Source organism: Kitasatospora sp. NPDC058046 (assembly GCF_042885595.1).
In the GTDB taxonomy this organism is placed as follows: Bacteria; Actinomycetota; Actinomycetes; order Streptomycetales; family Streptomycetaceae; genus Kitasatospora.
Window position 1 is genome coordinate 181,764 of the sequence record NZ_JBHVRS010000009.1, and the last position, 18,530, is coordinate 200,293.

Consider the following 18,530-nt stretch of genomic DNA (forward strand, 5'->3'; position numbering starts at 1 on the left):
GCCCGTCCGCGTCCGTCAGAGGCTCAGCACCGTCCGCAGCGCCGCGGCGAACTCGGCCTCCGCGTCCCGCGGCGGGCCGGGCGAGCGCCAGGCGACGAAGCCGTCCGGGCGGACCAGCACCGCGCCCAGCGGGCCGATGCCGTGCAGGGCGGCGAAGTCCGCGCCGGGCTCCGGCGCCAGGTCGTCCTCAGCCCCGTCGCCGATCCGGAAACCGTCCAGCGGGACGGCCAGCCGGTCGGCCGCGCGCCGGGCGCCCGCCTGCCAGGCACCGCCCTCGGGGCCGGTGAGCAGCACCATCGCCTGCTCGTACAGGTCCAGCGTGGAGAGCCTCACCCCCGCCCGCAGCAGCCACTGGTGCGGGGCCCGGCTGCCCGGCTCGCCCGCCGACTCGAACTGCTCGGGGACCACCGGGCCGTCCCGGTCCGCACCGACCACCGCGCCCACCGGGTACCGGTAGCCGAGCGCCACCGCCAGCACCCCGGCCTGCCGGCCCGCGCCGGGCACCACCGCGTAGCCCGGGTGGCTGTGCTCGGCGGACCGCGCCGAGGCCCGCTCGCCGGTCACCCGGGCGACCGGGCGGCGCTCCTGCCCGTACGTCTCCAGCAGCCCCGGCCCGGCCCAGCCGCAGAGCACGGCGGAGATCTTCCACGCCAGGTTGTGGGCGTCCTGGATGCCGGTGTTGGAACCGAACGCCCCGGTCGGGGACATCTCGTGGGCGGAGTCCCCGGCGAGCAGGACCCGCCCGGCGCCGTACCGCTCGGCCACCCGCTCGGCGGCGTGCCAGGGCGCCCGGCCGGTGACCTCGACGTCCAGTTCCGGCAGGCCGACGGCGGTGCGGATGTGCCGTTCGCAGCGCTCGTCGGTGAAGGCCTCCAGCGGCTCGCCCTGCTCGGGGTGCCAGGGCGCGTGGAAGACCCACTCCTCCTGGTTGTCCACCGGCAGCAGCGCGCCGTCCGCCTCCGGGTTGGTCAGGTAGCAGGCGATGAAGTGCCGGTCGCCGACCACCTCGGCCAGGCGCTTGGCCCGGAAGGTGATGCTGACGTTGTGGAACAGCTCGCCCTTGCCGGACTGGCCGATGCCCAGCCGCTCGCGGACCGGGCTGCGCGGGCCGTCCGCGGCGATCAGGAACTCCGAGCGCACCACCCGCCGCTCGCCGCTCTCCCGGCTGCGCAGCACCGAGGTGACGCCCTCCGCGTCCTGCTCGAAGGAGACCAGTTCGGTGCCGAACCGCAGGTCGCCGCCGAGCTCGCGGGCCGCCCGCCGCAGCACCGGCTCCAGGTCGTTCTGGCTGCACAGGCACCAGGAGCTGGGGCTGAACCGGGCCAGCCGGCCGCCCGGGTCGATCTCCCGGAACAGCCACTCCTGCTCGGCGCCGGTCAGCGACGGCGCCTGGAGGATGCCGTGGTTGGGGGCCAGGATCGAGGCCGCCTCACGGATCGCGGGTTCGATCCCGGCCACCCGGAACAGCTCCATGGTGCGGACGTTGTTGCCGCGCCCCCGCGGGTGGTGCGAGGTGTCGGCGTGCTTCTCGACCAGCAGGTGCCCGACCCCGAGCCGCCCGAGGAAGAGCGAGGCCGACAGCCCGACCAGCGAGCCGCCCACGATGAGGACCGGCACCCGGTCGTCAACCTTCGGATTCATCAATTGCTCCGCCCTGTCAGGGGATTCCGCGGCCCGGAGACTGGGCTCGGCGCCGCCCTCGGCGGGCCCGCTCGACCGGGGGCCCCGCTCTTCCATCCCCCGCCGGAGGGGGCCCGTGGCGCCCCTTCGCCCGGATGGCCCGCAAATCTCGCGCCGCGCCCGCCGCGCCGCCCACGATCGACCTCAGGCCTGGCGCCGACGCGCCCGGCCGACCCGCCGTCGCACCGCCCTCCCAGGCCGGGGAGCACCCGCCGGGCACGGCCGACACGGCCCGCAGCGTGCGGCCCAGAGCAGAAAGTGGATCATGACAACTCTGTCCGAACCCCAGCCGAAGCAGCACGACGAGGCCGACACCCGGCTGCGGGTCGTGCTGATGCTGGAGATCCAGGACGGCGCCCAGCAGCGCTTCCTCGACGTGTACGAGCAGCTGCGCCACCAGGTGGCCTCGGTCCCCGGACACGTCAGCGACCAGCTGTGCCAGTCGATCAACGACCCGCGCCAGTGGCTGATCACCAGCGAGTGGAAGGACCAGGAGACCTTCCTGGAGTGGGTGGACAGCCCGGCCCACCGGGAGATGGTCAAGCCGATGCACGGCTGCGTCAGCGACAACTTCCGCTCGCTGCGCTACGCCGTGCTGCGCGAGACCTCCGCGGCCGGCTCGACCGGCACCCGGGCCCCGATGGAGGTGCCGCCCGGGCTGCCGCGCACCACTCCCGCCGGGCACGTCGGCCCGCCCAGGGTCGACCCCGGCCCGGACGGGGTGGTGCGCCACGCGCTGACCTTCACCGTCAAGCCCGGCAGCGAGCCCGAGGTGGCCCGCATCCTCTCCGGCTACGCCTCCCCCCGGGCCGAGGTGGACGAGCACACCCGGCTGCGCCGCACCTCGCTGTTCATGCTCGGCAACCGGGTGGTCCGCGCCGTCGAGGTGATCGGCAACCTCGGCGACGCGCTGCGCCACGTGGCGATGCAGCCCGAGGTGCGGGCCGTCGAGGAGGCGCTCAACCCGCACCTGGAGGAGAGCCGCCAACTGGGCGACCCGCAGGCCGCCCGGGCGTTCTTCGCCAGGGCCGCGCTGCCCGCCCGGCACCAGGCGATCGCCAGCTCCCCCGCCTCCGCCCGGCTGCACCGGCACGCCGTGCTCTACCCGGTGCGCCCGGACCGCGGGCAGGAGGTGGCCGAGCTGCTGGCCGAGCACGACAACCTCGCCACCGCCGACCCGACCGGGCCGGTCGCGGCGGCCACCGTCTTCCACCGCGAGGACGTGGTGGTGCGCCTGGTCGACCTGCGGGTGCCGGCCGAGGCCGACCCGGCGGCCGCCCTCGGCGTGGCCGACGACCGGCAGGCCGCCGTGCTCGCCGGGCTGCTCGACCTCGGCCCGCAGGGCGACCTGCGCACCGCCGCCGGGCTCGGCGCCTTCCTCGCGGCCCGCGCCATGAACCCGGTCACCGACCGCAGTTCCGCCGACCCGATCAACAACTGACGTTCCGTCATCTCACGGGAGATCTCCATGACCACGCAGTCCCCACGGATCGTCAGCGTCCACGAGGCACCGGAGAACCGCCGCCACGGCGCCGAGCTGCGCACCATGCTCACCCCCACCAGCTGCGGCGCGACCAGCGGCTTCATGGGCCTGGCGATCGTCCGGCCCGGCGAGCGGATCGGCGAGCACTACCACCCGTACTCCGAGGAGTTCGTGTTCGTCGTCTGCGGCGACCTGGAGGTGGACCTGGACGGGAAGCCCCATCCGCTCAAGCCGGACCAGGGCCTGATGATCCCGATCAACATGCGCCACCGCTTCCGCAATGTCGGCGACACCGAGGCCCGGATGGTCTTCCACCTCGGCCCGCTCGCCCCGCGCCCCGACCTCGGCCACGTGAGCACCGAGGGGACCGCGGCCTCCGGCCCGCCGGAACACGCCAAGGTGGTCTCGTGACCCGGCGCGTCGCCGTCACCGGGATCGGCGTGGTCGCCCCCGGCGGGGTCGGCGTCCCGGCGTTCTGGGAGCTGCTGACCTCCGGCCGCACCGCGACCCGGGGCATCACGCTGTTCGACCCCACCGGGTTCCGCTCCCGGATCGCCGCCGAGGTGGACTTCGACCCGGCGGCCCACGGGCTGGGCCCGCAGGACGTCCAACGGGCCGACCGCTACGTGCAGTTCGCGATGGTCGCGGCCGACGAGGCGATCGCCGACGCCGGCCTGGACCTGGCCGCCGAGGACCCGTGGCGGATCTCCGTCTCGCTCGGCACCGCCGTCGGCGGCACCACCCGGCTGGAGCACGACTACGCCCTGGTGAGCGCGGCCGGCGCCCGCTGGGACGTGGACCACCGGCAGGCCGAGCCGCAGCTGCACCGGGCCTTCGCGCCCAGCACGCTGGCCTCCGCGGTGGCCGAGCGGACCGGCGCGCACGGCCCGGTGCAGACCGTCTCCACCGGCTGCACCTCCGGCCTGGACGCGATCGGCTACGGCTTCCAGGCGGTCGAGGAGGGACGCGCCGACATCTGCCTCGCCGGCGCCTCCGACTCCCCGATCTCGCCGATCACCGTCGCCTGCTTCGACGCCATCAAGGCCACCAGCGAGCGCAACGACGACCCGCGGCACGCCTCCCGCCCCTTCGACGCCGACCGGGACGGCTTCGTGCTCGGCGAGGGCGGCGCCGTCCTGGTCCTGGAGGAGCTGGAGCACGCCCGCCGCCGCGGCGCCCGGGTCTACGGCGAGATCGGCGGCTTCGCCACCTTCGGCAACGCCTACCACATGACCGGCCTCACCAAGGAGGGGCTGGAGATGTCCCGGGCGATCGACCACGCGCTCGCCCACGCCCGGGTGGACCGCACCGAGGTGGACTACGTCAACGCGCACGGCTCGGGCACCAAGCAGAACGACCGGCACGAGACCGCCGCGGTCAAGCGCTCGCTGGGCGCGCACGCCTTCAGGACCCCGATGAGCTCGATCAAGTCGATGGTCGGGCACTCGCTCGGCGCGATCGGCGCCATCGAGGTCGTCGCCTGCACCCTGGCGCTCGCCCACGGGGTCGTGCCGCCGACCGCCAACTACGAGACTCCGGACCCGGAGTGCGACCTCGACTACGTGCCGCGCACCGCGCGCGAGCTGCCGCTGAGCCGCATCCTCTCGGTCGGCAGCGGATTCGGCGGATTCCAGTCCGCCGTCGTGCTCAACAGAACGGGGTGAGTTCCATGACGTCACGTCAGCAGGGCCGCCGGGCGGTGATCACCGGGCTCGGCGTGGTGGCTCCGAACGGGGTCGGGGCCGACGCCTTCTGGAAGGCCACCAGGCAGGGCGTGAGCGTCCTCGACCGGATATCCCGCGAGGGCTGCACCGGGCTTCCGCTCCGGATCGCGGGCCAGGTGAACGGCTTCGATCCGCAGTCGGCGATCGACAACCGCTTCCTGGTGCAGACCGACCGCTTCACGCACTACGCGATGGCCGCCGCCGACCTGGCGGTGGCGGACGCCGGGTTCCGGCCCGACCCGGAACAGCCCTTCGCGGTCGGCGTGGTGACCGCGGCCGGCTCCGGCGGCGGCGAGTTCGGCCAGCGCGAGCTCCAGCAGCTCTGGGGCCAGGGGCCCCGGTTCGTCGGCCCGTACCAGTCCATCGCCTGGTTCTACGCGGCCAGCACCGGCCAGATCTCGATCCGCGGCGGCTACAAGGGCCCGTGCGGGGTGGTCGCCAGCGACGAGGCCGGCGGCCTGGACGCCCTCGCGCACGCCGCCCGCACGATCGAGCGCGGCACCGACGCGGTGGTGGTCGGCGCCGCCGAGGCCCCGCTGGCGCCGTACTCGATGGTCTGCCAGCTCGGCTACCCCGAGGTCAGCCTGGCCGGGCGGGCCGAGCGGGCGTACCTGCCGTTCACCGCGCTGGCCTGCGGCTTCTCCCCCGCCGAGGGCGGCGCGATGCTGCTGCTGGAGGACGAGCAGGCGGCCCTCCTGCGCGGCGCCCGCATCCGGGCCCGACTGGTCGGCCACGGCGCGACCTTCACCGGGGCCTCCCGCTGGGCGGAGTCCCGGGAGGGGCTGGCGGCCGCCATCCGGATCGCGCTGGACGAGGCCCGCATCGCGCCCGAGGAGATCGACGTGGTCTTCGCGGACGCCCTGGGGGTGCCGGAGGCCGACCGGGCCGAGGCCCTGGCGCTCGCCGACGCGCTCGGCCCGGCCGCCGAACGCGTCCCGGTCACCGCGCCCAAGACCGGTACGGGGCGCGCCTACTGCGGCGCCCCGATGCTCGACGTGACCGCCGCCGTGCTGGCCATGGAGGACGGCGTGCTGCCGCCCACCCCCAACGTCACCGAGGTCTGCCACGACCTCGCCCTGGTGACCGGCCGCGCCCGCCCGGCCGAACTGAACACCGCCCTGGTGGTCAGCCGCGGGCTGATGGGCTCCAACTCCGCGCTGGTGGTCCGGCGCTGGCGGCCCTGAACCGCCGCCCCGGACCACCGCCCCGCACCACCCCGTCACACCTCCGAAAGGGACACCCGTGAGCAACACCCTCAGCTATCCGGAACTCGCCGTCCTGCTCCAGTCCCGGGCCGGCGTCACCGTCGACCCGGGCGACCTGGCGCGGCCGGGCGCGGAGTTCGACACGTTCGGCGTCGACTCGCTCGGCCTGCTCGGCGTGGTCGGCGAGCTGGAGAACCGGCACGGCCTCAAGGTCACCTCGGGCGCCGAGTCGGCCAAGACCCCGGCCGAGTTCCTGGAACTGGTCAACTCCTCCCTCGCCACGAAGGCTGGTGCCTGAGATGCCCGGACACACCGACAACGAGATCGTCATCGCCGCCCCGCTCGACCTGGTCTGGGAGATGACCAACGACCTGGAGAACTGGCCGCAGCTGTTCAGCGAGTACGCCTCGGTGGAGGTGCTGGACCGGCAGGGCGAGCTCGTCCGGTTCCGGCTCACCATGCACCCCGACGAGAACGGCCAGGTGTGGAGCTGGGTCTCCGAGCGGGAGACCGACCGGGACGCGCTCGCGGTGCGCGCCCGCCGGGTCGAGCCCGGCCCGTTCGAGTTCATGGAGATCCGCTGGGAGTACGCGGAGGCGCCGGCCGGCACCAGGATGCGCTGGATCCAGGACTTCGCCATGAAGCCGACCGCCCCGGTCGACGACGAGGGCATGACCGGCCACATCAACCGCAACTCGAAGATCCAGATGCAGCTGATCCGGGAGAAGGTCGAGAAGCGGGCGGCGGAGCTGTGACCGGCCTGCACCGGGCGCTGATCGTCGCCCGGATGAAGCCCGAGGCCGCGCCGGACATCGCCGAGGTGTTCGCCGAGTCCGACCAGGGCGAACTGCCGCACCTGATCGGCGTCACCGGCCGCAGCCTCTTCCAGTTCGGCGACGTCTACCTGCACCTGATCGAGGCCGACCGCCCGCCGGGCCCCGCCGTCGCCAAGGTCGTCGGGCACCCGGAGTTCCGGACCGTCAGCGACCGCCTGACCGCCTACGTGCAGGCGTACGACCCGGCCACCTGGCGGGAGCCGAAGGACGCCATGGCACGGGAGTTCTACCGCTGGGACCGCTGACCCGGCGGCTCCCCGACGGGGCCACTGCCCCCGCGGCTCCCCGACGGGGCCACTGCCCCCGCGGCTCCCCGACGGGCCCGCTGATCCAGCCCCCGATGGGCCCGCCCCCGGCCGTGCGCCGGGGGCGGGCCCACGTGCGTCCGGCCGGACGGCCCCCCGGGTGGATTCACCCGGATCACCCGGCCAGCCGGGTGAACACACCCGGGACTCCACCCGAAGGGCGCACGCCGCGCACCGGCGCTGCCACACTCCGGTGGCAGGCGGCCGCACGGTGGATGACGGTGGATCAGGCGCACCCCCCGCGAGTCCCCTTGTCCGGCACCGTGTCGGCAGTCGCGGTCCTGCGCGCCGGAAGGATCATCCTCATGCGTTCTGCACGCACGCTGCTCGCCGGGGCGGCCGTCGCCGCCGTCCTGACCGTCGGTACCCCCATCGCCTTCGCCGACGGTGCCGACCAGGGCAAGAACCTGACCTGGCAGGAGAAGCAGGAGAAGACCGAGAGGGCCTCCGACAACTCCAAGGGCAACGACGACAGGAAGGGCGGCGCCTCCGAGGAGCACAAGGGCTCCGACGATCGGAAGGGCGACGACGAACACAAGGGCGGCGACGAGCACAAGGGTTCCGACGAGCACAAGGGCGGCGAGGCCAGGGGGGACGAGGACCACAAGTCCCCGCACGGCGGCGTGCACACCGGTGGCGGCGGCCTGGCGCTGTCCGGCGGCGGGCTCGCCTCCGGCGCGGTGCTGCTGCTCGGCGGCCTCGGGGCGGGCGCGTACGCCCTGCGCCGCGGCCGCCGTGCCTCCGGCGCGGTCGCCTGACGCCGGGCACCCTGCTTCCGCCGCCTCCGGGCGCCCGCCCGCACGGGGCGGGCGCACCGGGGGCGGCGGGCCGTCGCGGAACCGGTTGAGCGGAGGAGAGGAATGACGGGCGGTCCCGCCTCTGGAATGCCCCGGCTGCTGCGCGCGGGGATGGGCACGGCAGCGGTCGGGCTGCTGCTGATCTACAACTCGGTGGACACCCGGTCGGACGCGGGCGCGGAGGACGGCAGGCCCGCTCCCCCGGCGGCCGCCGCGCCGGCCGTCCCCGGGCCGGCGGCCCCGGCCGCCGCCCCGGGGGCGCCCGCGCTCCAACGCGCCAAGCCGACCCGGCTGCGGATCCCGCAGATCGCCGTCGACGCGCCGTTCACCGAGCTGGCCCTCAACCCCGCGGGCCAGCTCGACGCGCCGCCGCCGGACGACAAGAACCTGGTCGGCTGGTACCGGGACGGCGTCACCCCGGGCGAGCGCGGCAGCGCGGTGCTGGCCGGGCACGTGGACACCACCAAGGGCCCGGCGGTGTTCCTGCTGCTGAGCTTCCTGCTGCCGGGCAACAAGGTCGAGGTGAGCCGCGCGGACGGGACGGTCGCGGTGTTCTCGGTGGACTCGGTGGAGACCTTCGCCAAGAACGCCTTCCCCGACGCCAGGGTCTACGGCAGGACCCCCGACGCCCAGCTCCGGCTGATCACCTGCGGCGGCGCGTACGACAAGAAGCGGCGGGACTACCTGGACAACGTGGTGGTCTTCGCCCACCTGGAGTCCTCGCACCCGGCCTGACCCGGCCCGCGCACGACGACCGCCGGCCCCCGATGTCCGGGGGCCGGCGGTCGTTCTGGTCGTACGGTCCGTTCTCGTCGTACGGGGGCGTGCAGGGGTCGGCTCAGCCGCTCACGACGGCCTCGAAGGCGTGCAGGTACGGGTTGACCGGGTTGACCGCGGTGACCACCAGTCCGGCCTCCGCCATCAGCCCGACCATGCTCTCCTCGGAGTGCTTGGCACCGCCCACGTTGAGCATCAGCATCAGGTCCATCGCGGTGGTGAAGCGCATCGAGGGGCTGTTGTCGACCAGGTTCTCCACCACCACCACGCGGGCGCCGGAGCCGGCCGCCTTCACCACGTTGGCGAGGGTGCGGCGGGTGCTGTCGTCGTCCCACTCCAGGATGTTCTTGATGATGTAGAGGTCGGCGCGGACCGGGATCTCCGTCCGGCAGTCGCCCGGGACGAGGCGGGCCCGGGCGGAGAAGGCGCCGCCGTCCTGGAGCCGGGGGTCGGCGCCGGCCACCACCTTGGGCAGGTCGAGCAGGGTGCCGTGCAGCGCCGGGTGCTTCTCCAGCAGGCTGGCCAGCACGTGGCCCTGGCCGCCGCCGATGTCCGCCACCGAGTCGATGCCGGTGAGGTCCAGGTAGTCGGCGAAGTCCTCGGCGGACTGCCGGCTGGAGGTGGTCATCGCCTTGTCGAAGACCTTCGCCGAGTCGCCCGCGTCGCTGTGCAGGTAGTCGAAGAACTCCTTGCCGAACAGGTCGGGGAAGACGTTGCGGCCGGAGCGGACCGCCTCGTCCAGCTTCGGCCAGGCCTCCCAGGTCCACGGCTCGGTGCACCAGAGGGAGATGTAGCGCAGCGAGTTGGGGGCGTCCTCGCGCAGCAGCCGGGACATCTCGGTGTGCTCGAAGCGGTCGTCGCCGCTCTGCGCGAAGAGCCCGTAGCAGGCGAGCGCGCGCAGCAGGCGGCGCAGTTGGCGGGGCTCGGTGTCGAGGGCGACGGCGAGGTCGGTCACGGTGGCCGGGGTGTCGCCGAGCACGTCGGCGACGCCGAGCCGGGCGGCGGCGCGGACGGCGGCGGCGCAGGCGGCGCCGAAGACGAGCTCGCGCAGGCGCATCGCGGCCTGGGGGCTGGTATGGACGGGTGCGGTGGTCATGGCTGGGTTTCCTCGGGTCCTAGGGAGTTCCTGGTGCGGCGGCGGGCGGCGAGGGGGTACCGGGGCTCAGCAGCGGCCGGCCGGCTCGGAGCGCCCGCAGGTGTTGCGGGCGAAGGTGTTGTCGGTGCCGGAGTCGCGGTCGGCGAGGTCGGCCGGACCGTTGCCGCTCAGCTCGTTGTCGGCGATCACGGCGCGGGCGTTGGCGACGCCGACGACGCTCTTGAACAGGACGATGCCGCCGGAGAAGTCCGAGGTGCCGGTGTTGTCGCGCACCTCGTTGCCGGTCACCCGGGTGTCCTCGGTGCCGGTGAGGACGATGCCGGCTCCCTGGATGGCGCCCAGGCGCGGGTTGGCCGGGCAGAACTTGTTGTTGCCGATGACGGAGTTGTCCCGGACGTCGAGGTCCCCGGCGCGGGGCACGCCCTCGTCGCCGACCACGAAGACGCCGGCGCAGTTGCCGCTGATCCCGTTGGACTGGACGGCCAGCCCGCGCAGCCGGCGGACGGTGACGCCGACCCGGTTGCCGGTCAGTTCGTTGCCCTCGACCACGGTGCCGCCGGTGTCGGGCGAGCCGCCCTCGCGGTAGGCGTAGTTGGCGAGGAAGACGCCGGACTGGCCGTTGTCGGCCGAGCGGTTGCCGCGGATGACGGCGCGGGTGGACATCTCCTGGCTGATGCCCTGCTGGCCGTTGTCGTGGACGTAGGTGCCGCGGACGGTCAGGCGGGTGGTGCCGCTGGCGTCGATGCCGTTCTTGCGGAAGCCGGTGACGGCGAGGCTGTCGATCCTGACGTCGGACAGCGGGTCCTCCTCGGTGCCGACCACGCAGATGCCGTGCCCGGCGGTGGCGCAGGCGTTCTCGCCGCCGTCCCCGGGGGTGATCACGCTCTCGTCGCCGAAGCCGCGCAGGGTGAGGCGGGGGGTGGTGATGCGGACGCTGCCCTGGTAGGTGCCGGGGAGCAGTTGGACGGTGTCGCCGGGCCGGGCGGCGTCGACGGCCTGCTGAATCGATTCGCCGGGCTGGACGAAGTGCAGCGGGAAGCGGGGGGCGGCATGGGCCGCGGGGGCGGCGGCCAGCGAGGTGAGGACGGTGGTCAGGGCGGTGGCGGCGGCGGTGGCCGCGGCGAGGTGGTGGACCCGTCGCGTGGGCATGAGTGGTGACCTGTTTCCTTTCGGCGCGCGCGGCGCTCGTACGGGTGCGGTGGTCTTCCGCTCGGTCCAGCGGTGGGGCTGACGCGCTGTGCGCGGGCGGTGACGGCCGGTGGATGCGGCCGTGTCGACGCTACGGGCGGCCCGGTGGGCCCGCCACCAGGGCTGGGCTGCGGGGCTGACGGGGCGTCGACCAGGGGTGGGACGGGCCCGGCGTGGCGCGGCAGCGGGCGGTCGGGCGGGGGGCCTTCCCCAGGGCCCGGGTTCACTCGATCGAGCACAGAGAAAGCCTTTTCCTCGGGCCGCCGGGAGCCCGGCCTCCGGACCGCCCGCCCCGGCCCGCCCGACGACCGGGGCCGGGCGCGTGGCATGCTCGGGGCCATGACCACCGCACCCGTACCGTCCGTCGCCGCCCTCCGCAACCCGATCGGCGCGCACGTCCCGGTGGCCGGTCGCGGGCTGGCCGGCACCGGCCTGGCGTACGCGGGCCGGGTCGGCGCGGAGACGGTCCAGGTGTTCGTGGCCAACCCGCGCGGCTGGGCCACTCCCCCGGGCAACCCGGCGCAGGACGAGGAGTTCCGCACCGCCTGCGCCGAGCGGGGCGTCCCGGCCTGGGTGCACGCCCCGTACCTGATCAACTTCGGCTCGGACAACCCGGCCACCCGGGAGCGCTCGGCCGACTCGCTGCGGCACTCGCTGCGCCGCGGCCACGCCATCGGCGCGCTCGGCGTCGTCCTGCACACCGGCTCGGCGGTCGGCAGCGCGCCCGGCGGCGGCTCGCGCCGGGCCGAGGCGATGGCGCAGGTCCGGTCGGACGTCCGGCCGCTGCTGGAGGAGCTGGACGGGCTCGGCGACGACGCGCCCTGGCTGCTGCTGGAGCCGACGGCGGGGCAGGGCAGCTCGCTCTGCTCGCGGCTGGAGGAGCTGGCCGCGTACATGGAGGCGCTGGACCATCACCCGAAGGTGGGGGTCTGCCTGGACACCTGCCACGCCTTCGCCGCTGGGCACGACCTGGCGGAGCCGGGCGGGGTGACGGCCGCCCTGGACGCCCTGGCCGCCGCCGCGGGGCCGGGCCGGCTGCGGCTGATCCACGCCAACGACTCCGAGGACGTCGTCGGCGCCCGCAAGGACCGGCACGCCAACATCGGCGCCGGGATGATCGGCGCCGAGCCCTTCCGCGAGCTGTTCGAGCACCCGGAGACGGCCGGGGTGCCGCTGGTGGTGGAGACCCCGGACCGCAAGCACGGCGGGGACGGCACCGGGCACGCGATGGACATCGCGGTGCTGAAGGAGCTGCGGGAGCGGGCGGCGCTCCGGGGCACCGGGGCCCGCGCCGCGAGGCTGCTGGAGGCCGCAGCCGCCGGGCGGCCGTGAGCCCGGAGGCCGACGGACGGCCTCCGGGCTCGGGGTGCGGAGGGGATCAGCAGCCGCAGTCGCTCTCGCCGTGCTCGGCGAAGTTGAACCAGGTGGCGTGCGGGCCGAACAGGCCGACGCCCGCGGAGCCGGACTCCAGGCTCTGCCCCTCCGACTGCGTCGGAGCGAAGCCCCCCGCCATGGCCGAGGTCGGGACCGCCACCACGGCACCGGCCACGGCGACGATCACGGCGAGCTTGCGGATCTTCCCACGAAGCGACATCTGCTGTCCTTTGGTTCGTCTCTGGTCCTCAACCCGCGCCCCCGACCGGCCGGTTCGGCCGCCCGACGGGCTGGGCGCGCCCCACCGGGGAGGCGCCGCGCCCACGTTGGCACACGAACGCACGGCTTCGGGCGCGCGCCGCAACCGGGCTGAGGCAATCGGGTGAGGCAACTCCCCCGACCGGACGAATCCGGGCGTACGTCCGTGAATCCGGTCGAACAGCCGCGAGGAGGGCGCCGGACGAGTACCCGTCCGGCCGCCCCGCGACCGCAAGTCTTGCGGTGACGGACCCGGCGAACTGAACAAATCCCGCCGATTTGGTGCACAGTGCCGCCCGGTCCGAGCATGAACGGTCGCTCCATGGCGCTCCACCGCTCCACCGGGCGGGAGCAGCAGCGAGCGCGGCCGCGCAACCCGGCGGCAGCAGGAGCAGCACCACGAAAGGCGCACCACCCTCATGCAGACCAGTCCCGCCGCACCTCGGCAGGCGACCCGACCGAGCGGCCCGGAGACCCCGGGGCCGGTCGACTCCCCGCCCACCGGCACCGCACCGACCGGCCCGACGCCGCGGAAGGGCGGCCGCCGCTTCGGGCTGACGACCGCCACCGCCCTGGTGATGGGCAACATCATCGGCGGCGGCATCTTCATGATCCCGGCCGCCGTGGCCCCGTTCGGCACGGTCAGCCTGGTCGCCTTCGTGGTGCTCACCGTGGGCGCGATCGCGCTGGCGCTGGTCTTCGGGCAGCTGGCCCGCCGCAACCCGCGCACCGGCGGGCCGTACGTCTATGCCCGCGAGGCCTTCGGGGACTTCGCCGGCTTCCTGTCCGCCTGGTCGTACTGGATCACCACCTGGGTCAGCAACGCCGCGCTCGCCGTGGCCGCCGTCGGGTACCTGGACGTGCTGCTGCCGCTGCACCACTCCATCCCGCTGGAGATCACCGCCGCGCTGGCCTTCCAGTGGCTGCCGGCGCTGGCCAACCTGGCCGGCACCCGCTACGTCGGGGCGGTCCAACTCGTCTCCACCGTGCTGAAGTTCGTCCCGCTGCTGCTGGTCGCGGTGGGCGGGCTGTTCTTCTTCGACCCGAAGAACCTCGGGCCCTTCGACGCCAGCGGCCAGGGCTGGGCCGGCGGGATGTCCGCCGCCGCGGCGATCCTGCTGTTCAGCTACCTGGGTGTGGAGTCGGCGGCGATGAGCGCCGGTAAGGTCCGCGACCCGGAGCGCAACGTCGGCCGGGCCAGCGTGCTCGGGACGGCCGGCGCGGCGGTGGTCTACCTGCTCGGCACCCTCGCGGTGTTCGGCACCGTGGCGCACCAGCAGCTCGTCCACTCCGCCGCGCCGTTCTCGGACGCCGTGAACGCGATGTTCGGCGGCACCTGGGGCGGCACGGCGATCGCCGTCGCCGCGCTGGTCTCGATGACCGGCGCCCTCAACGGCTGGACCCTGCTCTCCGCCCAGGCCCCGTACGCGGCTGCCAAGGACGGCCTGTTCCCGGCCGCCTTCGGCAAGGAGCGGCGCGGGGTGCCGACCTTCGGCGTGCTGGTCAGCGTGGCGCTGGCCTCGGCGCTGACCGTGCTCAACTTCGCCAGCGGCGCGAAGGGCGCCTTCGACATGCTGGTGCTGGTCACCACCTTCACCGCGACCGTGCCGTACCTGCTCTCCACCGCAGCCCAGCTGTACTGGCTGGTGCGCGGGGCCGGCGAGAAGGTCGACGGCGGGCGGCTGGTGCGCGACGCCGTCCTCGGCCTGGGCGCCTTCGCCTTCTCGATCTGGCTGCTCGCCGGGGCCGGCTACGCCGCCGTCTACCAGGGCGTCCTGTTCCTGTTCGCGGGCATCCTGGTCTACGTCTGGATGGCGGGCCGGCGCCGCGACTGAACTCCCGGCGGCAGTCGGAGAAGCCGACACATCCCCTGAAATCCTCGTGAACCTCCGTGGCGCGCGCCGGACTTGTCCGGTGCACGTCCGATGTGCACGAGGATTTCACTTCCCGGGTCTACCCGCGTAGGTCATCGAATCGCCACACTGGCGCACGCAATTCAGCAGTTCATCCGATCTGATGATGGAGCGTCCGCCATGGCCCCCAGCGCACCCGCACGCCGGTTCCTGTCCTGCATACCGGTGGCCGCCGTCCTCGCCGCCGTGACCGTCGTCACGGCCGGCACCCCCGCCCAGGCCGCCCTGCCGACCCCGATCTCCGCGGCCACCGCCCGCACGTACCTCGCCGCGATGCCCGCCACCGCGGAGACCCACGGCGACACCTACGACCGCACGCTGTTCCCGACCTGGATCACCGTCAGCGGCACCTGCGACACCCGCGAGTGGGTCGTCAAGCGGGACGGCAGCAACGTCGCCACCGACACCTCCTGCAAGGCCACCAGCGGCAACTGGTCCTCGCCGTACGACGGCGCTACCACCACCAACGCCTCCTCCTTCGACGTCGACCACCTGGTGCCGCTCTCCGAGGCCTGGGCCTCCGGCGCCTGGGCCTGGACCACCCCCCAGCGCCAGGCCTTCGCCAACGACGTCACCCGCCCCCAGCTGCTGCTGGTCTCCGCGAGCAGCAACCGCTCCAAGGGCGACCGCGACCCGGCCGAGTGGCTCCCCCAGGCCTCCTACCGCTGCACCTACGCCCGCGCCTGGGTCCAGGTGAAGCAGTACTACGGCCTGAGCGTGGACAGCGCCGAGAAGAACGCGCTCACCGGCATCCTCGCCAACTGCTGAACCCCGCGGCCCCCGCGGCCCGGCGCTCACCCCGCGCCGGGCCGCGGTGCCGTACGCGGCCCGCCCGGGTACGCCCGTACAGCGGCGCGGCGGCAGCCGGACGGCGCGCTCACGCGACCCGCTCGGGAACCTCCGCCCCGTCCCGCAGCAGCCTGACCTGCCACCGGACCAGCAGGAAGCAGGGCAGGCAGACCGCGGCCATCGCCAGGAACGCCCAGTGCGGGGAGGCCGCGTAGAGCGGGCCGGTGACGGCGGTGACGGCGGCGACACCGAGGCCGATGGCCAACCCGGCGTAGAGCGCCTGGGCGTCGGACCAGAGGTCCTCGGGGACGTGGCCCTGCACGCAGCGCGCGTGCGCGACGTGGGTCAGCGCGAAGGTGCCCGCGTGGAGCGTCTGGGTGAGCACGACGCACACCAGCGGCATCGGCACCGCGAGCAGGCCCCAGCGCAGCACCGAGAGCACCGCGGCGGCGGCGAAGAGGACCGGGACCGGGTAGCGGCCGAGCATCGGCCCCGCGTACTTGAACAGGAGCAGCTCGCACCCCACGGCCAGCGCCAGCATGAGGCTGACGTTGATGCTCGACACGCCGAGCCGGCCGAAGTACTCGACGCCGAAGGCGTAGTAGGCCGCGTGGGCGCCCTGGAGCAGCACGGAACTGCCCAGGCCGAGCGCGTAGACGCGGTTGCGCAGCAGCCGGCCGCGGCCGCCGCCGGCCACGGTCGCCACCGTCGGGAACCCGACGGGGTGCGCCAGGTCCGCCAGCGCGAGCAGCAGGCACCCGACGACGAAGACCCCCACCAGCGCGCCGCTGCCGACCGTCCGCCCGACCACGCCGGACACGCCCAGGCCGAAGAGGAACCCCGCCGAACCGAAGTAGCGGACGCTCCCGTAGTCGACCTGCCCGTTCGCCGCGCCGATGGTCGCGAGGGTCTCGCTCAACGGCATCAGCAGCGGGTAGCTGACGCCGACGAGCACCGACACCACCATCATCGAAGCGAACTGAGGATGCGTCAGGTAGAGCGGGCTGAGCGCCGTCGCCGTCCAGGCGAGCAGCTGCGACAGTCTCCGGAGCGGGACCGTCCGGCAGAGCACCGGGAAGACGACGGCGATGGAGACCGAGCGCGACAGCAGACCGGCGGTGATGACCGCGGTGACCTCCGTCGGTCCGAAACCGGAAGCGAGCAGCCAGACCCCCCAGTAGGAGAGGTACGAGCTCCAGGTCAGGAAGAACAGGAAGAACCTGGCCGACAGCCACACTCGGAACGACATCTCAAGCTGCTCCTACACGTGCTCAGTTGCCCGTGGCCAGTTGGGCGACAGCCTCGGCGACCGTCCGTGCCGCCCGCTCGCACTGCTGCTTGTCGACGTCCAAGTGGGCCACCAGGCGGACCGTTTGCGGTCCCATCACCGAGACCCTAACGCCGGACGCCGCGCAGAGCTCCTGCACCCCTGCCGCGTCGGGCACGTCCACGAACACCAGGTTGGTCTGCGGCTCCCGGACGTCCAGTCCGCCGTCGCGCAGCAGACCGGCGATCAGGGCCGCGTTCGCGTGGTCCTCGGCCATCCGCCCGATATTGTGCTCGAAGGCGTGGATGGCGGCGGCGGCCAGGATCCCGGTCTGCCGCATGGAGCCGCCCATCCGGTGCCGCATGACCCGGGCCTCCTCCACGCGGTCGGCGTCCAGGAGCAGCACGGTGCCGGCGGGCGCGCCGAGCCCCTTGGAGAAGCAGAGGGACAGCGTGTCGAAACAGGCTCCGTAGGCCTCGAAGGGGACGCCGCTGGCGACGTGGGCGTTCCAGATCCGGGCGCCGTCGCAGTGCACCGTGACCCCGGCCTCGCGGGTGACCCGCCGGATCTCCTCCAGCGCGGCCAGCGGGTACACCACGCCGCCGGCGGCGTTGTGGGTGTTCTCCACCGCCACCGCCCGGGTCCCGCTGCCGTAGGCGGTGGCGGGACGGATCATCCGGGCGAGCACCTCCGGGTCGATCAGGCCGTCCTCGGAGACCGTCGTCCGGGTCAGGATCCCGCCGTGCCAGGCGACTCCGCCGTCCTCGTAGAGCAGGAAGTGCGCGCCGGCGTCGGCCAGCAGCTCCTGCCCGGGCGGCACCAGCAGCCGGAGCGCGAGCTGGTTGGCCATGACCCCGCTGGGCAGGAACAGCGCGCCGGTGAACCCGAAGGCGTCGGCGAGCATCCGTTCCAGCCGGATCACCGTGGGGTCGTCGCCGAGGGTGTCGTCGCCGACCTCGGCGGCGGCCATGGCGGCTCGCATGGCCGCGCTGGGCCTGGTGACGGTGTCGCTCCGCAGGTCGATGGTCTGGGTGGTCACGGCGCTCCCTTGGGGTCGGGTGCCGGACGGACGGCCGGGGCCCCGGTGAGGGCGCCGAGGCTGTCCGTCAGGCAGTCGAAGAAGAGGTCCGGGTGGTCCCGGAAGTAGAAGTGGCCGCCCGGAAGGATCCGGACGTCGGACGGGCCGGTGGTGTGCCGGCCCCACTCGCGCAGCCTGCCCTCGTCCTCCCAGTCGTCGGTGGCGCCGAGCGCGAGGACGGGGCAGCTCAGCGGGGCGGTCGGGACGTGCCGGTAGGTCGCGACGACGGTCAGGTCCGCGTGCAGGTTGGCCAGGTACAGCTCGCGCATCCGCGGGTCGTTCCCGAGTTCCGGCGGCAGCGGCCCGTACCGCTCCTCGACCCGGGGGACGAAGTCGACGCCGTCGAGGAGGTGGAGCGGCAGTCCGGGGCGGTGCAGGTGCGGGGGGCCGTTCACGGACACGATGAGCCGCTCCGGCTCCGGGCGTCCGAGCGCCCGCAGCGCGACGGCCGTCTCGTAGGCGACGATCGCGCCGAGGCTGTGCCCGAGGAAGGCGTACGGGCCGGTGAACTCGGCCTGTTCCGTCAACGCGCCGACCAGCTCCCGCAGGTCGGTCATGGCCGGCTCGCGCATCCTGCTTCCGCGGCCCGGGAGTTGGACCCCCCACACCTCGACCTCGGCGGGCAGCCGGTCCGCCCAGCGCAGGTACTCGCCGGGCGAACCGCCGCTGTGCGGGAAGCAGTAGAGGCGCAGGGCGGCGTCGGGGCGACGCTGACGGCACATCAGCCAACGGGGTGCTGCCACGGTCGTCCCCACCTCCT

General features: G+C 74.1%; 19 protein-coding genes. 12 read left to right on the forward strand and 7 right to left on the reverse strand.

All coding sequences use genetic code 11. From position 1 onward, the window contains the following. Positions 1–15: 15 nt before the first annotated feature. Positions 16–1,737 carry an FAD-dependent oxidoreductase gene (locus tag ACFVU7_RS20325; protein ID WP_388046303.1) on the reverse strand — a complete coding sequence of 574 codons (1,722 nt, stop codon included), beginning with the start codon at positions 1,735–1,737 and terminating at the stop codon, positions 16–18. A 208-nt stretch (positions 1,738–1,945) separates the two neighbouring features. Between ACFVU7_RS20325 and ACFVU7_RS20330 the strand changes: the two genes are divergently transcribed. The 9 genes from ACFVU7_RS20330 to ACFVU7_RS20370 all read left to right on the forward strand — a co-directional run bounded on the left by ACFVU7_RS20330 (position 1,946) and on the right by ACFVU7_RS20370 (position 8,765). Next, positions 1,946–3,121, forward strand: coding sequence for a SchA/CurD-like domain-containing protein (locus ACFVU7_RS20330; RefSeq protein ID WP_375877730.1), 1,176 nt, complete (start codon positions 1,946–1,948; stop codon positions 3,119–3,121). A 27-nt stretch (positions 3,122–3,148) separates the two neighbouring features. Further along, entirely contained in the window at positions 3,149–3,574 is a 426-nt protein-coding gene (locus tag ACFVU7_RS20335; protein WP_074004532.1) for a cupin domain-containing protein, read from the forward strand. Beyond that, complete coding sequence (locus tag ACFVU7_RS20340) at positions 3,571–4,827, forward strand: beta-ketoacyl-[acyl-carrier-protein] synthase family protein (RefSeq protein ID WP_375877729.1); 1,257 nt, start codon at positions 3,571–3,573, stop codon at positions 4,825–4,827. Before ACFVU7_RS20335 ends, ACFVU7_RS20340 begins: the two co-directional genes overlap by 4 nt. A 5-nt stretch (positions 4,828–4,832) precedes the next feature. After that, a complete protein-coding gene (locus tag ACFVU7_RS20345; RefSeq protein ID WP_049659038.1) occupies positions 4,833–6,071 on the forward strand; it encodes a beta-ketoacyl synthase N-terminal-like domain-containing protein in 1,239 nt (412 codons plus the stop codon). A 58-nt stretch (positions 6,072–6,129) separates the two neighbouring features. Beyond that, a complete protein-coding gene (locus ACFVU7_RS20350; RefSeq protein WP_074004530.1) occupies positions 6,130–6,390 on the forward strand; it encodes an acyl carrier protein in 261 nt (86 codons plus the stop codon). 1 nt (position 6,391) lies between these two features. Continuing rightward, positions 6,392–6,847 carry an SRPBCC family protein gene (locus tag ACFVU7_RS20355; protein ID WP_049659036.1) on the forward strand — a complete coding sequence of 152 codons (456 nt, stop codon included), beginning with the start codon at positions 6,392–6,394 and terminating at the stop codon, positions 6,845–6,847. A gap of 5 nt (positions 6,848–6,852) precedes the next feature. Next, on the forward strand, positions 6,853–7,173 hold the full coding sequence (locus ACFVU7_RS20360) for a TcmI family type II polyketide cyclase (protein ID WP_049659041.1): 321 nt from the start codon (positions 6,853–6,855) through the stop codon (positions 7,171–7,173). A gap of 365 nt (positions 7,174–7,538) precedes the next feature. Then, a complete protein-coding gene (locus ACFVU7_RS20365; RefSeq protein ID WP_117492275.1) occupies positions 7,539–7,991 on the forward strand; it encodes a hypothetical protein in 453 nt (150 codons plus the stop codon). Positions 7,992–8,093: 102 nt separating this feature from the next. After that, positions 8,094–8,765 (forward strand): class F sortase, encoded by a 672-nt coding sequence (locus ACFVU7_RS20370; RefSeq protein ID WP_388046305.1) that lies wholly within the window; start codon positions 8,094–8,096, stop codon positions 8,763–8,765. Positions 8,766–8,868: 103 nt separating this feature from the next. On the opposite strand, the gene ACFVU7_RS20375 is transcribed toward ACFVU7_RS20370, so the two are convergent. Beyond that, a complete protein-coding gene (locus tag ACFVU7_RS20375; protein ID WP_074004527.1) occupies positions 8,869–9,903 on the reverse strand; it encodes a methyltransferase in 1,035 nt (344 codons plus the stop codon). A 66-nt stretch (positions 9,904–9,969) separates the two neighbouring features. Then, a complete protein-coding gene (locus ACFVU7_RS20380) occupies positions 9,970–11,052 on the reverse strand; it encodes a nitrous oxide reductase family maturation protein NosD (protein WP_074004526.1) in 1,083 nt (360 codons plus the stop codon). 378 nt (positions 11,053–11,430) lie between these two features. Here ACFVU7_RS20380 and ACFVU7_RS20385 point away from each other — a divergent pair, with 378 nt between their 5' ends. Then, positions 11,431–12,423 (forward strand): deoxyribonuclease IV, encoded by a 993-nt coding sequence (locus tag ACFVU7_RS20385; protein ID WP_388046307.1) that lies wholly within the window; start codon positions 11,431–11,433, stop codon positions 12,421–12,423. Positions 12,424–12,469: 46 nt separating this feature from the next. On the opposite strand, the gene ACFVU7_RS20390 is transcribed toward ACFVU7_RS20385, so the two are convergent. Then, a complete protein-coding gene (locus ACFVU7_RS20390) occupies positions 12,470–12,685 on the reverse strand; it encodes a hypothetical protein (protein WP_049652123.1) in 216 nt (71 codons plus the stop codon). A gap of 457 nt (positions 12,686–13,142) precedes the next feature. On the opposite strand from ACFVU7_RS20390, the gene ACFVU7_RS20395 reads away from it, so the two are divergent. Both ACFVU7_RS20395 and ACFVU7_RS20400 read left to right on the forward strand, forming a co-directional pair. Beyond that, positions 13,143–14,558, forward strand: coding sequence for an amino acid permease (locus ACFVU7_RS20395; protein ID WP_387828827.1), 1,416 nt, complete (start codon positions 13,143–13,145; stop codon positions 14,556–14,558). Between the two features lie 198 nt (positions 14,559–14,756). After that, complete coding sequence (locus ACFVU7_RS20400; protein WP_049652121.1) at positions 14,757–15,404, forward strand: HNH endonuclease family protein; 648 nt, start codon at positions 14,757–14,759, stop codon at positions 15,402–15,404. A 109-nt stretch (positions 15,405–15,513) separates the two neighbouring features. Here the strand turns inward: ACFVU7_RS20400 and ACFVU7_RS20405 are convergent, their stop codons facing one another. Genes ACFVU7_RS20405 through ACFVU7_RS20415 form a run of 3 tightly spaced genes read right to left on the reverse strand, consistent with a single transcriptional unit; the run spans position 15,514 to position 18,513 of the window. Beyond that, entirely contained in the window at positions 15,514–16,674 is a 1,161-nt protein-coding gene (locus ACFVU7_RS20405; RefSeq protein ID WP_079272524.1) for an MFS transporter, read from the reverse strand. Between the two features lie 22 nt (positions 16,675–16,696). Then, entirely contained in the window at positions 16,697–17,731 is a 1,035-nt protein-coding gene (locus ACFVU7_RS20410) for a threonine aldolase family protein (protein ID WP_388046309.1), read from the reverse strand. Beyond that, on the reverse strand, positions 17,728–18,513 hold the full coding sequence (locus ACFVU7_RS20415) for a thioesterase II family protein (RefSeq protein WP_375875421.1): 786 nt from the start codon (positions 18,511–18,513) through the stop codon (positions 17,728–17,730). Before ACFVU7_RS20415 ends, ACFVU7_RS20410 begins: the two co-directional genes overlap by 4 nt. Between the last annotated feature and the right edge of the window lie 17 nt (positions 18,514–18,530).